The 14,512-nt window shown below is 66.5% G+C and carries 9 protein-coding genes and 1 tRNA gene; 7 read left to right on the top strand and 3 right to left on the bottom strand.

Going from position 1 to position 14,512, the window contains the following annotated elements:
• Nucleotides 1-233: 233 nt before the first annotated feature.
• Nucleotides 234-1,589 (bottom strand): malonyl-CoA decarboxylase domain-containing protein, encoded by a 1,356-nt coding sequence (locus ACXJ1Z_RS07450; protein ID WP_463780720.1) that lies wholly within the window; start codon nt 1,587-1,589, stop codon nt 234-236.
• Nucleotides 1,590-1,819: 230 nt separating this feature from the next.
• Here ACXJ1Z_RS07450 and ACXJ1Z_RS07445 point away from each other — a divergent pair.
• From ACXJ1Z_RS07445 to ACXJ1Z_RS07415, 7 genes are all read left to right on the top strand, one after another.
• Nucleotides 1,820-1,893, top strand: a tRNA-Gly gene (locus ACXJ1Z_RS07445).
• Nucleotides 1,894-2,164: 271 nt separating this feature from the next.
• Nucleotides 2,165-2,572 (top strand): hypothetical protein, encoded by a 408-nt coding sequence (locus tag ACXJ1Z_RS07440; RefSeq protein WP_463780719.1) that lies wholly within the window; start codon nt 2,165-2,167, stop codon nt 2,570-2,572.
• Complete coding sequence (locus tag ACXJ1Z_RS07435) at nt 2,572-3,312, top strand: cellulose synthase operon protein YhjQ/BcsQ (RefSeq protein ID WP_463780717.1); 741 nt, start codon at nt 2,572-2,574, stop codon at nt 3,310-3,312. Before ACXJ1Z_RS07440 ends, ACXJ1Z_RS07435 begins: the two co-directional genes overlap by 1 nt.
• Nucleotides 3,309-7,685: a UDP-forming cellulose synthase catalytic subunit gene (gene bcsA, locus ACXJ1Z_RS07430; protein ID WP_463780716.1), complete on the top strand. Its 4,377-nt coding sequence runs from the start codon at nt 3,309-3,311 to the stop codon at nt 7,683-7,685. The genes ACXJ1Z_RS07435 and bcsA overlap by 4 nt, the downstream gene beginning before the upstream one ends.
• Nucleotides 7,685-11,224, top strand: a complete 3,540-nt coding sequence (locus ACXJ1Z_RS07425) for a cellulose biosynthesis protein BcsC (RefSeq protein WP_463780715.1) — start codon at nt 7,685-7,687, stop codon at nt 11,222-11,224. Before bcsA ends, ACXJ1Z_RS07425 begins: the two co-directional genes overlap by 1 nt.
• Complete coding sequence (bcsD, locus tag ACXJ1Z_RS07420; protein ID WP_463780714.1) at nt 11,221-11,694, top strand: cellulose biosynthesis protein BcsD; 474 nt, start codon at nt 11,221-11,223, stop codon at nt 11,692-11,694. The genes ACXJ1Z_RS07425 and bcsD overlap by 4 nt, the downstream gene beginning before the upstream one ends.
• Nucleotides 11,684-12,694, top strand: coding sequence for a family 8 glycosyl hydrolase (locus ACXJ1Z_RS07415; protein ID WP_463780712.1), 1,011 nt, complete (start codon nt 11,684-11,686; stop codon nt 12,692-12,694). Before bcsD ends, ACXJ1Z_RS07415 begins: the two co-directional genes overlap by 11 nt.
• 136 nt (nt 12,695-12,830) lie before the next feature.
• Here ACXJ1Z_RS07415 and ACXJ1Z_RS07410 read toward each other — a convergent pair whose 3' ends face one another.
• Both ACXJ1Z_RS07410 and ACXJ1Z_RS07405 read right to left on the bottom strand, forming a co-directional pair.
• A complete protein-coding gene (locus tag ACXJ1Z_RS07410; protein WP_463780711.1) occupies nt 12,831-13,556 on the bottom strand; it encodes a M23 family metallopeptidase in 726 nt (241 codons plus the stop codon).
• Between the two features lie 117 nt (nt 13,557-13,673).
• Nucleotides 13,674-14,510: a ferritin-like domain-containing protein gene (locus ACXJ1Z_RS07405; protein WP_463780710.1), complete on the bottom strand. Its 837-nt coding sequence runs from the start codon at nt 14,508-14,510 to the stop codon at nt 13,674-13,676.
• Nucleotides 14,511-14,512: the final 2 nt, after the last annotated feature.

The following is a 14,512-nucleotide window of genomic DNA, read 5'->3' as shown; positions in this document are numbered from 1 at the left end:
TCGTCGGACGGTGCCGGGATCTCACGCTGCTCACGAATTGCAGTGAGAAATGGATCCCACGCCGATTGCTGGAGAGGCTGATAGCTGACATTGCGACGATGCGCAAGAAAATTACGCGATGAGTAAGGCCCGATCCTGCAAGGTGCCCGCATTGCGATCCGGCCCTGCCTTGTTCGATGCTCAAGGAACACGAAATAAGCGGGGACCGGTCGCGGGTTATAGGCGGCTGAACCTCAGGCGGGGACCGCATCCTTTTCGGACTTCGACTTCTTCTTGCCGTTTTTGCCCTTGGTGTCCTTGGGCTCGCTATCGTCCAATAGCGTCTGCACGGCCTTGCCCGTCACCACCGTGCCAAGTTCGGTCAGCGCAAAGTGGTTCGCCTCGATTTCGTTCAGGTCATAGACGTAGTTGACCATTACGCCGTGCGCCTGGCGCTGACCATTGGCAGACAAGTCTGCATTGGCATGGATCGCCTCCAGCCGGGCGCCGTTGCCCAGATGGAAGCGCGCCACCGGGTCGAGCGGCTGATCGCCCTTGCCCTTGGCGTTGACGAGGTACTTCGCACCCAGCACGCGCAAGTCCTTGGCGCCGGGCACGGTGCCGTCGGCGCCCTGTTCCTTCGCCAGCCACTTGGCGAAGCCGGGCACCGGCGACAGCGTGGCGAACGTCTTCAACTGCGGCAATTCCTGCTGCAACAGGCCGACCACGCGCTTGATCAGATAGTTGCCGAAGGGCACGCCCTTCAGCCCGTTGCGGCAGTTGTTGATCGAATAGAAGATCGCGCAAGACGCTTCGGCCGGGTCCACGGTCTCGCGTTCCTCGGCGATGATCTGGTGGATCGCGCTGGGCAGTTCCTTGGTCAACGCCACTTCGACGAAGATCAGCGGATCGGACGGCATTTGCGGATGGAAGAATCCATAACAGCGCCGGTCGATCGGCTCGACCCGGCGGCGAAGATCGTCCCAGCCACGGATCTCGTGCACCGCCTCGTAGCGGATGATGCGCTCGAGCAGGCATGCCGGTGAATCCCAGGCGATGCGCCGCAATTCGAGGAAACCGGCATTGAACCAGGTGGTGAAGGCGCCTTCGAGATCGCGGTCGAACGCCGACAGGCTGGGGCTCTTGGGTGCAGCCAGCAGGTCTTCGCGCATGCCGATCAGGCGCTCGGTCCCCTGGGGGGCGAGGTTGAGGACGCGGATCAGCTTCTGGCTGGGCGATTCGGTCGCTTCGTGTAGGCCGCGCGCCGCGGTTTCGTCATGCGCCTGCGTCCACTTGGCGATGGCCTTTTCGATCGCGGCCGCATCCGCCGGATGCGCGTCGTGGATCTTGGCGAGAAATTCCTGGCGCGCTGCCATATCGCTCGCTTCGTACAAGTCGAAGAAAGCGGACGCGAGCGCCGGGCCAGACGCGCGCCCACGCAGCGACAGCAGGGCATCGGCAAGGTCAAGCAGGCTCTCGCCGTTTTCCTCGCGCGGGGCGATGCCGATACCGCGCAGCATCTTGCCAAGGCCCGAGTTCATCAGCAGGTCGAGCGCGTTGCGCCTGCGTGCCGGAGCCTCTGCCTTGATGCTGGTCCTCGCCGTATTCATCGTAACCGATCACCTTATGTCGTGGCGCGGTCGAGCCGGTCGAGCGCGCGAGTCGATAACCTGTATCATGAGGGTTCCGACAGCCATGTGACAAGCCCGTGATCGCCGGCTTCGCCCGGGCGAAGGGCAGGCCATCGTAATCACCACGATCCGCACCGGCAGACCGCAATGCACGGTTGACGCCGCGCCCATCCCCATGGCATCCGCAAGGCACGAGGTGTCCCAGACACGCGGGTATAGCTTAGTGGTAAAGCACCAGCCTTCCAAGCTGGCTATGCGGGTTCGATTCCCGCTACCCGCTCCATCTGGCTGACGCTGAGCCTCGTATTCTCCAGGGTATTTTGAAAGCTAGGGATCGCGCGACAGCGTGGCCGTTGGCATGCACGTTGCCTCTGCGGCTTGGCGGTGTTTCGTCTCGCGCGGGGGGCGTTCATCCGGATCGTGGCCAACGCCGGACCCGCCGGATGAAGATCGCGAATCCAGAGTTCTGCCGTAACCAGGGAGCGTTAGGCCGCGCATTCAATCTGATCTTAACCAATTTTCGACAGAGAGGTTGGGAACAGGGGAGATGCAGTATGCGAGCCGATGCCCGTACTTTGCTCGATCGGTTGGGTAGAAGCGACTTCGCGTACAAGGAGTTTGCGGATCGGTTCAGCGATCTGGAACTGTGGCCTCTTTTCGAGGCCTTGCTCAAGGATCCACGGGTCTTTCGCCAAGACAGCGTGGCGTTGAGCGAGCCGTCGATGCCGGCGGAAGCGGTCGCGGCGCCAGGTATCGCAGGCGCGCGCCCGACGGGGGTCGTCCCGCGCGGTCCTGACGTGCCGACCCCACCCGTCGAGCAGCGGCCCGGTGCGCAATCCTTGTCAGACTTGTTCAGCCGATACGAAAGCGAGGGCCAGGCCGAGCCCGAAGCGCCCGCCGGCCAGGACGTGCGCGCGATACTGCGGCGCTTGTCCGATCTCGACGAGCGGGGAGAGCTCTGATGCCGTTGGTAGTGTGCCATTCCCCCAAGGGTGGAACGGGAACGACGTTTCTCAGCGCCCATCTCGCAAGAGAGTTGTCGGCGCCCGGTCCCGATGGCTTGGCCGGGAATGCGGCGTTGCTGACGCTGTCGGCGCGCGATCTGGCGACGATGCACTTCGGCCTTGATCCCGCGCTGCGCTTGCCGCCGATGGAAGCGTCGGCCGAGGCAACGGTGCTGGCGGGCGGGGTCAGCCTGTATTGCGAGCCAGACGCGGCCAACGATGCGGACTTCCTGCCGCGGATCGAGGATGCGGGTTATCTGGCCATCGGCGGCGACCGGACCCTGGTGATCGACGTGCCTTCGGGGCAGCATGCCTTGGCGCGCAAGCTAAAGCGACATGCGGCGGTGCACGTCTGCCCTTTGACAGCTTCGCCCGATTGCCTCGCGTTGTTGCCGCAACTTCTCGAAGAGGCAGGTGAGCGCACGGCGTATGTCTTCGGCAAGCTTGACGAGACGAGACGGCTGGGCCGTCACGTCGCGGCGTTCGCGCGCGAAGTTCTGGGCGAGCGACTGATCGCCAAGATCCGCAACGACCAGGCCGTACCCGAAGCGTTGGCGATGCTGCAGACGTTGGCGCGCTATGCCCCGGCAAGCGCCGCGCTGGCCGATATCAGGCACGTGGCGATGGCCGTCGCCGCGATCCTTGCCGAGCAGCGCGGAGCGGCTGATCTCGACGTCGACGCGAGCCAGGCGGCATGAGCGCGCTTCGCAAACGACGCTGGATGAGGCCGGAAGCGCTGCTGGCGCTGCCGATCGCGCTGATCGCGGCGATGGTGATCGGCGTCCCGCTCGACAACTTCGAGCAATGGATGTTCGCGCTGATCGTGATGGCCGGCGCGATGGCGCTCAAGCGCTGGAAAAGCCGCAAGGGCGCGATGGCGCTGGGCCTGCTCGCGGTGCTGGTGTGCACCCGCTACATGTTCTGGCGCACGACGCAGACGCTGTCGTTCGGCACCTTGCCCGAATTCGTGTTCGGCGGTGGTCTGTATCTGGCCGAGCTTTATGCCTGGGTCATCCTGGTGCTCGGCTTCGTCCAGACCAGCTTTCCGCTCGACCGGCCTGTGCTCGAGCCGATCGGCGAACCCGATACCTGGCCCACGGTCGACATCTACATCCCGACCTACAACGAGAGTCTCGAGATCGTGCGCAACACGGTCTTCGCGGCGATGGATCTCGATTACCCCGAGGACAAGTACCAGGTCTTCATCCTCGACGACGGCAAGCGGCCCGAGTTCCGCGCCTTCGCCAAGGAAGCGGGCTGCGGCTACATCACCCGCGACAACAACCTGCATGCCAAGGCAGGCAATCTCAACGCGGCGATGAAAAAGACCGAAGGCGAACTGATCGCCATCTTCGACTGCGACCACGTACCGACGCGGGCGTTCCTCCAGTTGACCGTCGCCTGGTTCCAGCGCGACCGGAAGCTCGCGCTCGTCCAGACACCGCACCACATGTACTCGCCCGATCCGGTGCAGCGTAACCTCGCCAGCACGATGGGCGAGATGCCGGGCGAGGGCGACTTGTTCTATGGCGCCGTTCAGGGCGGCAACGACTTGTGGAACGCTACCTTCTTCTGCGGCAGCTGCGCGATCATCCGCCGCGAAGCGCTGGCGATGACCAACGGTTTCGCCGGCGAGACGGTGACCGAGGACGCGCACACCGCGCTCAAGCTGCAGCGCATGGGCTGGAACACCGCCTACATCAGCGCGCGCCTGTCCGCCGGTCTCGCGACCGAGCGGCTGGTCCTCCACGTCGGCCAGCGCATCCGCTGGGCGCGCGGGATGACGCAGATCATGCGGATCGACAATCCGCTCAAGGGCAAGGGCCTGACCTGGCAGCAGCGCCTTTGTTACCTGAACGCGATGCTGCACTTCCAGTATCCGCTGCCGCGCATCGTCTTCCTGACCAGCCCGCTTGCCTACCTGATCTTCGGCCAGAACATCATCCAGGCCAGCGCCGGCCTGATCTTCGCCTATGCCGCGCCGCACCTGTTCTGCTCGTCGGTCGCCAACGAGCGCACGCAGGGAGGAGACCGCCGGCCGTTCTGGGGCGAGGTCTACGAGACGATCCTGGCCTTCCACCTCGTCAAGCCGACGGTCATGACCTGGTTCCAGCCGCACAAGGGCAAGTTCAACGTCACCGACAAGGGCGACTTGCTCGACAAGACCTATTTCGACTGGGTGGTGGTGCGCCCGCACCTGGTCTGCATCGGCCTGATGATCACCGGGATCGTCATGGGTATCGTCAAGCGCGTCTTCTTTCCACATCTGTTCAACATTCAAACCGATACCTTGGTCCTGAACATGGCCTGGGCGATCTTCAGCCTGATCATCCTGCTCGCCGCCGTCTCGGTGGCGCGTGAAACCCGCCAGACCCGTTCGGACATCCGCATCCCGGTGCGCCTGCCAGTCACCGCGCATCTGGCCTCGGGCCATGTCGTGCCCGCGCACACCATCGACATCTCGATGGGCGGAGCCGCACTCGAACTGCCGGCGGAGTTGCCGGTGCGCGATCGCGAAGTCGTCCACCTCACCATGGCGATGGGCGACGAGACGCTCGCGATCCCGGTCGAGACCGTCCGCATCGCCGGCGAGATGGCCTTCGTCCACTTCCTCAAGCTCGACGTCATGGCCGGCCGCCATCTGGTGCGCGCGGTGATGGGGCGCGCCGACGCCTGGCACCCGAGTGGGCCGACGCCTTCCGTCAGTGGCCTAAGCTCCATCAAGGATATCATCGTGGTCGACCTCGTCACCGTAAAGCGGATGCTCCACCTCAATCGCACCGAACGCCAGAAGATCCGCAAGAGCGAAGCGGCCAAGCCCGACGCGCCGCTGTCGAAGGCGGCGGCGATCGCGGCCACGCTGCTGGCAGGGCTTGGTGCCATCGTCGGCCTGGGTACGCCGCAGCCGGTCCGCGCGGCGACCGTTTACGATGCGCCTCCCGCTGCCGGGGCGGACATCTCGCGCCGGCTCAGCCTCAAGGATTTGCGCATCAAGCAGCCGGTGCGCTTGCAGGGAACGCACGGCGAGATCGGCATTCCCTTCGGCCTGCGTTCCGATCGCGTGGTGCTCGACGCCTCGATCACGATCGACACCGCCTGGTCGCCGGCCATGCTGGACGACATGAGCCAGCTGGTCGTCATCCTCAACGGCGAGGTCGTGCGCACCATCCCGCTCACCCGCGCGAATTCGGGCGGCGCCACCTTTACGGTGCCGATCAATCCGGCGCTGTTCCTGCCGGGCGACAACCAGCTCAACCTCAGGCTGATCGGCCACTATACGCGCGACTGCGAGGATCCGTTCAACAGCGCGTTGTGGGCCAATGTCAGCAACACCCGCACCTGGATGGACCTCAAGCTCCAGCGCATCGCCCTGTTGCCCGACCTGGCACGGCTGCCCGGCCCGTTCTTCGAGAAGGGCGACAACAAGCCGCTCAACCTGCCGTTCGTGTTCGCCGGCCAGCCGCACGGTGGCGAGTTGCAGGCGGCGGCCAGCATGGCCTCGTGGATGGGCAGCCTCGCCAGCTATCGCGGCTTCAACTTCCCGCCGCTCTACGGTCGCCTGCCCACCGGCAACGCGATCGTGTTCATGACCCGCGGAACCCGCATCGATGGCCTGAACTTCAATCCCGACCGGCCGTCGGTGGCGATGGTCAAGAACCCGCGCGATCCGCTGGGCATGCTGCTGGTGGTGATGGGTAGCGACACGCGTGAGCTTCGGATGGCGGCGGCGGCCGTCGCCAACGGGCGCGGCGTGTTCGGCGGCACGCAGATGAACTTCGATGGCGTGCGGATACCGACGTATGGCGCCTATGGCGCGCCCCGCTGGATCCCGACCGACCGTGCGGTGAAGCTCGGCGACATCATGGAGCCCTACGAGTTGCAGGGCATGGGCTTGCCGCCCGGCCCGCTGACGGCTCGCTTCCGCGTCGCGCCGGACTTGTTCTTCTGGCCCCGTCAGGGCGGCAAGCTGAACCTGGGCTATCGCTATCCGGTCGCCCAGTGGCTCGACAAGCGCGCGTCGCGCCTCGACGTGTCGATGAACAGCCAGTACCTCAAGACGCTGCCGCTCGGCGGCTCCTGGTGGCGCGACTGGTTTTCGGGCGCCGCCGCCAGCAGCTCCGATTCCGATGCCGGCGTCGTGCTGCCCCGCTACAACCTGTTCGGCTCGAACGAACTGACCTTCGACTACAACCTGATCATCGCCGACAAGAAGAAGTGCACCGGCACGCTGCCCGACAACGTACGCGTCTCGCTCGACCCCAACAGCACGATCGATCTGACTTCGGCCTATCACGGCCTGATGATGCCCGATCTGGCAACGTTCGCGGGTGCGGGCTTTCCCTTCACCGTGCGCCCGGACCTGTCGGAGACGACGGTGTTGATGGCGCGCGATCCGGCGCCCGCGTCGGTCGCCGCGTTCCTGACGCTGATGGGTCGGTTCGGCGATGCCACCGGCGTCCCGACGAGCGGCGTCACGGTGACATCGCAGGTCGACCCGGCCCAGCTTGAGGATCGCGACATCCTGGTCATCGGCAGCAGCGCGATGGCGGGCGTCTCCACCTTGTTCCAGAATGCCCCGCTGACCTACACCGATGGCGTCCTGCATGTCGCCGAACGGTCGCCGCTGCAATATGTCGGAGCGCTGTTCGGTGGCATGAAGTCCGACAGCCCGGCGGATGCCGAGCCGGTCGTCTATGGCTCGCGCGAGTTTTCGGGCATCGTCAGTTTCAAGTCCCCGTTCGGCTCGAAGCGCACCGTCGTCGCCCTGCTGGCGGATGACGGATCGAGCTTGCCGATGCTGGTGGATGGCATGGCCGACGACAAGATCAACGCCTCGATCCAAGGCGATCTGGCGGTGACATCGGGCGAGGGCATGACCAGCTTCGCGATCGGCTCGACTTACTGGGTCGGCTCGCTACCGTTGTGGATGAAGGCGGCATACTGGTTCAGCCAGCGCCCGGTGTTGATGGGCCTGTTCACAGTCATGCTGGCGGCCCTGCTGGCGAGCCCCGTGTACTACTACTTCCGCAGACAGGCGGCACGCCGTCTCAGCCAGAAGGATTTCCACTGATGTCCGCGCGTCTTCGCGGCCTGCGGCTGACCGTGGGGGTCCTGCTCGTGTCGACGGCGGGGATCGGCACCGCGCTGGCGGCCAATCCCGCAGTCGATGCGCTGGTCAAGCAGGCGCAATACTGGAAAACGAAGGGGCGTGATGACCTGGCCGAGCAGGCGATGCGCCGGGCTCGCACTCTGGACCCGAATGCCAGGGCAGCCGCAGCCGCGGCGCCCCCGGCCGCGCCGAGGCCCAAAGCGGTGCCAGCTGCCAGGCCCGTGGCCCCCGCTGGCCGGACGTCCACCAAGCCTGCCAAGACCGCCGTGGCGAAACCGGCACCGGTAAAACCCGCCCCGGCCAAACCTGCTGCGCCCTCGTCCTCGGTCCGGGCGGGGCAGGCGCGGGTTGCCGGGTACGATGCGCTGAACGACGGCAGCGTCGATCAGGCGGCGAACCAGTTCCAGAAGGCCCTGTCGGTCAACCGCCGCGATCCCGAGGCACTTGGCGGCCTGGGTTTGGTGCGGTTGCGCCAGCAGCGGTTCGCCGAGGCTGCGGACCTGCTGCAGCAGGCTTCGCAACTGGGCAAGCGCAGCCAGTGGGCGAGCGGGCTTGCCGCCGCACAGTTCTTTGCCGGGATCGGCCATGCGCGTGAGCAGCTCGCCGCCGGTCGCCTGGCCGATGCGCAGGCCGCAGCCGAGGCGCTGGTCCGCATGGGCTATCCGCAGCCCGCCCCTGCGTTCGAGTTGCTGGGCGATATCTACGACAAGCAGGGCCGCTACGTCGATTCGGCCGACTTCTACCGCCAGGCACTGCAGGGTGGCGCGCAGGATGATGCGCGCCTCCAGTCGCGCGCCGCGCGCGGCCGGGCTCTCGCCGCCGCCGAGCACGGTGACGATTTCAACGCCGAGCGTGAATTCCAGAACGGCCTGTTGCTCGACCCCAAGGATCCGTGGATCCGCTACGAATTCGCCCGTTACCTGGTCAAGCGCGGGCGGGTGTCGGATGCCGACGGTCTGCTGCGCGCCTTGTCGGGCGCGGGCACCCCAGATGCGACGTACGCCGCCGCGCTGGTCAGCAACGACATGGGGCGGACCGGCGAGGCCGACCGCCTCATGGGCACGATCCCGGAAACGCAGCGCACCGCGCCGATGCGCAGCTTCGCCATCGGGGTGAAGGTCGACGCGGCGATCGCGCGAACGAAATCGCTGGCCGCCGGTGGCCAGCAGGCCCAGGCCGTCAGCGTCCTGCGCCAGTTGGGCCAGATGCCGGCAGTGCCCGCGGGCAAGATGCCGGCCATCGCCGACGCGCTGATCGATCTTGGTGATACCGGGGCGGCGGTGACCGTGGCGCAAACCGCAGCCGACGGCGGTAATCTGGATATCGACGGTTATGCCTCGGTCATCGGCGTGCTGACGCGTGCCGGTCGCGAAGATCTGGCGCAAGCGGCGCTGCAACGCGCCTCGCAAGTGGCGGGCAGCGGGCCCGATGGCCAGCGCGCCTATGCGCGCATGGGCGCGACGCTTTCGATCGCGCAAGCCGACCGCGCCCGCCAGGCAGGGCAATTCGCCACGGCATTCGACATGCTCCAGTCGGCCTACAACGCCGCGCCCGACAACGTCGCGGTGCTGGCGGCGCTGGGCCGTCTCTACCAGTCGGGCGGGATGTCGGCACGCGCCGCGCAGACCTATCAACTCGTGCTGTCGCGAAGCCCGCGCGACAAGGATGCGCTGCTCGGGCTGGCCGCTGCGGCGCAAGCCGCTGGCGACAACACACTTTCCGAAAAGGCCCAACGCGACGTGCTCGACGCCTACCCCCAGGACTATCAGGTGCGGCTGTCGCTTGCCGATGTCGAGCGTGCCCGTGGTGACGAACGCGGCGCGATCCGTATGCTCAAGGACGCGCGCTCGCTCTACGCGGGGGGTGGGCTTGCCGCCGCCGGGGGCAATCCTTTCGCCGGCATGGGCCCGGCGCAAGGGGGCAATCCGTTCCGCAACCAGGCGGCACCGATGGGCCCGGCGGCGCCGACGCAGATCAATCCCTTCGCGTTGGGTGGCGGCACGCGATTGCCGCAGGCCGCACCTATCCCGCAGAGCTTCAGCGGCGGTGGCGGTGTGGCGATGACGCCGGCAAGCTACAGCCCGGATCCGGCGCAAAGCTATCCCGCGTCCTATCCGGAGCAAGCCTACCCGGCGCAGCCGCAAGCGCAGCAGGGTTATCCGCAGCAAGCCTATCCGGCGCCGGCTTATCCCCAAGCCGGCTATCCGGCGCCGCCCTACCCGCAGCAATCCTATCCCGCACCCGGCTACCCCGCGCCCAACCCAGGCTACCCGGCTCCGGCGGCGGCGGCAGGCTGGACCAATCCGGGCGCGCCTTCGGGCGGCAGCTATGCGGCCGATCCCGTGCTGTCGCGCATCCAGTCCGACATCGCCGCGCTTTCGGAAGATACCGGCCCGCGTGCCGACGTCAGCACGTCGTATCGGGCTCGCTCGGGCGAGAAGGGCCTTAGCCGGCTGGACGAGATCAAGGGCAACGTGAAGCTGTCGACCGGCATTGCCGGCGGTCGCGTCTATGCCAGCGGTGAAGCCGTTGTCCTGGATGCCGGCGAGCCGACCGGATCGGGCCTCGCGCGGTTCGGACGCAACGGTTCCGCCGAAGCGCGCGCGATCGTCGCCGAGGAAGCATCCGTGCTGGCGCGCGCGGACACGCAGCATCGCTCCGGCCTGGCGCCGGCGATCGGCTACGAGAGCGATCTGGTGAAGGCCGAGGTCGGCGCTACGCCGATCGGTCTGGGCAAGACCAAGTTCACCGGGCGGGCGGAAGTCTCGCCCAAGATCGGTGCGAACGCCCTCGTTCGGGCCTGGGCGGAGCGCAAGCCGGTGACCGACAGCGTCATCTCCTATGCCGGCACCCGCGATCCCGTGACCGGCGAGCGCTGGGGCCAGGTCATGCGCACGGGCGGTGGGGTCGGCTTCTCGTACGACAAGGACGGCAACGGCGTTTACGCCGAAGGGCGGTACAACCAGTATCGCGGGCGCAACGTGCGCAACAACGACGGGATCGAGGCGAATGCAGGCGGATACCTGCGCGTGCTCTCCACGCCGCAATCGAAACTTAGCGTCGGCCTCAACGTCAATTACCAGAAGTACGACAACAGCCAGAACTACTTCACGTTCGGGCATGGCGGATATTTCAGCCCGCAGGACTTCATCAGCGTCAGCGTTCCGATCACCTATGCGATGGACACCAGTTCGCTCGAGCTGAAGGCGTCGCTGTCGCCGGGCTTTCAAAGCTACAGCCAGGATCAGGTGCCGCTCTATCCCACCGATGCGGCTGCGCAGGCAGAGCTCGACCGTCTGAAGCTGCTCAACACCGACGTGCGATCGACTTACGACAGCATCAGCAAGACCGGCTTCGCGGTCGCTGCCGACGCCTCGCTGTACTATCGCGTCGGTCCCAGCACGCGCGTGGGCGGCGAGGCGAGCTACAACACGTTCGGCAGCTACAAGGAATTCCGCTCCTCCCTTGGCGTCCGCCAGACTTTCGGAACCCAGCCATGAAATATGATCCGGTCCACCCGATGTTCTCTCCCGCGGCCGCGGCGCTGCCGACAGCGGCATCGCCCTCGCACGCGATCCTCGCCACCGCGCTGGTGGGCGAGCTTGGCGAGGCGATACCCCCGGCGCAACGTCATGGCTTCTATTGCGCCGTCGGGCGCCGGATGGCCGCCGCGGTGTCGCTGGAGGGGGTGCACGATCTGGCCGAGCTCGCCGATCGCGTGAACGCGCTGTGGCAGGTGTCCGGCTGGGGCGAAGCCGATGTCGCCATCGATCATGATGCGATCTGGGTGCATCATCGCGACGCACCCGCACCCCCTGCCGGCATTCCTGCCAAGGCATGGCTCGACATGCTGCTGGCGGTTCTTGAAGGGGCATACGATGCCTGGTTCCGCGGGCTTGGCAGCGGCCCGACCTTGCGCACGACTGGGTCCTGTAAGGATGCCACGATCGAGTTGCGACATGGTCGTTGACCGGCGCGAGTTCTCGCTTGGTCTGGTGCTGGCGCTGACGGCGGCCTGCAGCAGCACCGGGGTGCAGGGGCGGACCGAGCCGGCGGGCGGCTGGTGGCGCCTTTACAAGCAGCGGTTCCTCGATGGATCGGGCCGGATCGTCGATACCGGAAATGGCGGCATCAGCCACTCCGAAGGACAGGGGTATGGGATGCTGCTGGCGGTCGCATCGGCCGATCAGGATGCTTTCCAGGCGATGGCGCGATGGACGGATGCGAACCTGACCGTGCCCGGTGACGACCTGTACGCGTGGCGCTTCGATCCGCGCCAGCCGAACCCGGTATCCGATCCCAACAACGCCACCGATGGCGATATGCTGATCGCCTGGGCGCTCGCGCTGGCGGGTCAGAAGTGGGGGAACGACGGTTATCTCGCGCGATCTGCTAAGCTTCGTGGCGCGATCCGGCGCGATTGCGTGGTCGATCAGTTCGGGCGACAATTGCTGCTGCCGGGCCGGATCGGTTTTGCCGCGCCGGGCAACGTGACGGTCAATCCATCCTATTACGTGTGGCCCGCGCTCGACGCGTTTGCCGCCCTTGATGGCGCCGCGACGTGGAGCGGGGTGATCGCATCCGGCGAGGCGCTACTGCGACAGGCGCGGTTCGGGCCCTTGAACCTGCCTTGCGACTGGGTGTCCGTCTCCTCGGCCAGCGCGGTCGCGCCGGCTCGGGACAAGCCGCCCCGTTTCGGCTTTGATGCGATCCGGGTGCCGCTGTATGCGCAGATGGGCCGGCGCGCGTCTCTGGCGGGAGACGCGGCGTCGTGGTGGCGCGCCGTCATGGCGCAGCATCGCGCGATCCCCGCATGGATCGATGTCGTCACCGGCGAGGAGGCGCCGTACGCGGTGTCGAGCGGCGGTGCCGCGATCGTGGCGAAGGTGACCGGCACCGCCGCGCCGATGCAGCTTGCCACCGATTACTTCGCGGCCTCGCTACAGATGCTGGCGGCGGCGCGCCTCTAGCTGCGTCCTGGTGGCGGGAGCGCACCGCCACCATTTGCCCCGCATGAATCAGAAAAGGCGACCTCGCGGCCGCCTCTCCCTCCTCTTCCAACTCTAGCGCGGCCGGTTCAACCGGCCCGGCAGCCCTCCGTCTGGCTCAATGGCCCGAGGAGGCGAGCGAAACGCGCTCCGACTGCATGTAGGGAACCGGGTTGACCGCGTTGCCGGCGACGCGGACTTCGTAATGGAGATGCGGGCCGGTTGAGCGGCCGGTGGTGCCGACGAAGCCGAGGATGTCGCCCTTGTGGACATGCTGGCCCTCGGCGACGTTCAGTCGCGACATGTGGCCATAGCGCGTCTCGAGGTCGTTGCCGTGCTCAAGCTGCACGTAGAGGCCATAGCCACCGAACCAGGCGGCCTTGCCGACAACGCCATCGGCGGTGGCATGGATGGGGGTGCCGACAGGAGCGGAAAGATCGACGCCCTTGTGTGCGCGCATGCCGCCCAGCACCGGGTGGACGCGCATGCCGAAGTTGCTGGTCATGGTCAGGCCGTCGAGCGGGGTGCGCGACGGGATCGAGACCGGGCCGCTGATGCCGGCGGCGGCGCGGGCCGAGGCCGAGAGCGGCGATTTGCCCACCGACGCGGCAAGGCTGGCGTTGCCGGTTTCTTCGAAGTTCTGCCACGAGCTGAACAGCTTGCGGAACTGCTCGTCCTCACCACCGCTGGCGCTTTTTTCAGCGCCTTGGGCAGCGCGCAAAGGAGCGGAGATATCGGTGTTGGCGGCGTTGGCCTGGGCCGCTTGTACCGAAGCGAACAGGGAAGCTGCAGCCAGGACGCATGAAGCGATGCGGAACCCGGCGAATGAATGCGTTACGACCAACTCGCGACACCTTGTTTTCCGCCGTTTCCGTTGCCGGTACGGCGTGTTTCATCGATCCCTACGGCACGGATGCCGAAGGTCTGTCTGTTTGGAGATGGTCGGTTACCCCCCGCCGCCTCACGAGAACGCGGGTATCGCGGAAGTGGTTAACGGAACAAGGCTGGCGTACCAATCCCGCGATAAACCGGCTGACCGCCGCGCTGAGTCGTTGAACGGTTCTTTGAGTTGCCCGTGGAAGTGGTTTTGAACCAGTGATTTCCAAAGAGAATCCGCTGGCCGTCCGCTCGTTTCGGCAAGCGCGACAAAGTGCTTTACGCCGATCCGGACGTGGCGGATCTCGTCGTCAAGGACGCGACTCAGGATAGCGGCACCGGTCCGATCGCCGGCCAGCCGAACGCGATCGAGCATGGCCGGCGTCACGTCGAGGCCTCGCGCTTCCAGCACCATCGGCACGACCGCCAGTCTTGCGGCGACATCGTGTGTTGTCGCCGCCGCCGCATCCCAAAGGCCGCCGTGGGCAGGAAGCGCGCCATAGAAACTGCCCATCGATCGCAAGTGGCGGTCGATCATGGCGAAGTGCATCGCCTCCTCGCCGGCGACCTGCAGGAAATCGCCGACGAACTCAGCTCCCATTTCGCCGCCGAAGCGACCCGCCATGTCGAGGGCGAGATCGATCGCGACGAACTCGATATGTGCGAGCGAATGCCATAGCGCGATGCGTCCACGCTCGGAGCCGGCCTTGCGGCGCTTGGGCATGCGGTTCGGCGGCAACAGCTCGGGCGCGGAGGGCCGCCCCGGCGTATCGGGCATCGCCACCGCGAACACCCCGGTGAGCCGCCCGAGCCGCCAATCGCGCGCCACGCGGCGGGTTGCCATGACTTTAGCCCTGGGCTCTTGCGCCAGCAACGCGGCGCGGATTGCACCCGCCACGCTGCCATCAGACGGTTCGGGCACGG

It is taken from the genome of Novosphingobium sp. TK46, from assembly GCF_055361525.1.
The sequence above is the reverse complement of the archived record's forward strand: the minus strand, read 5'-3'. Positions and strand labels throughout refer to the sequence as shown.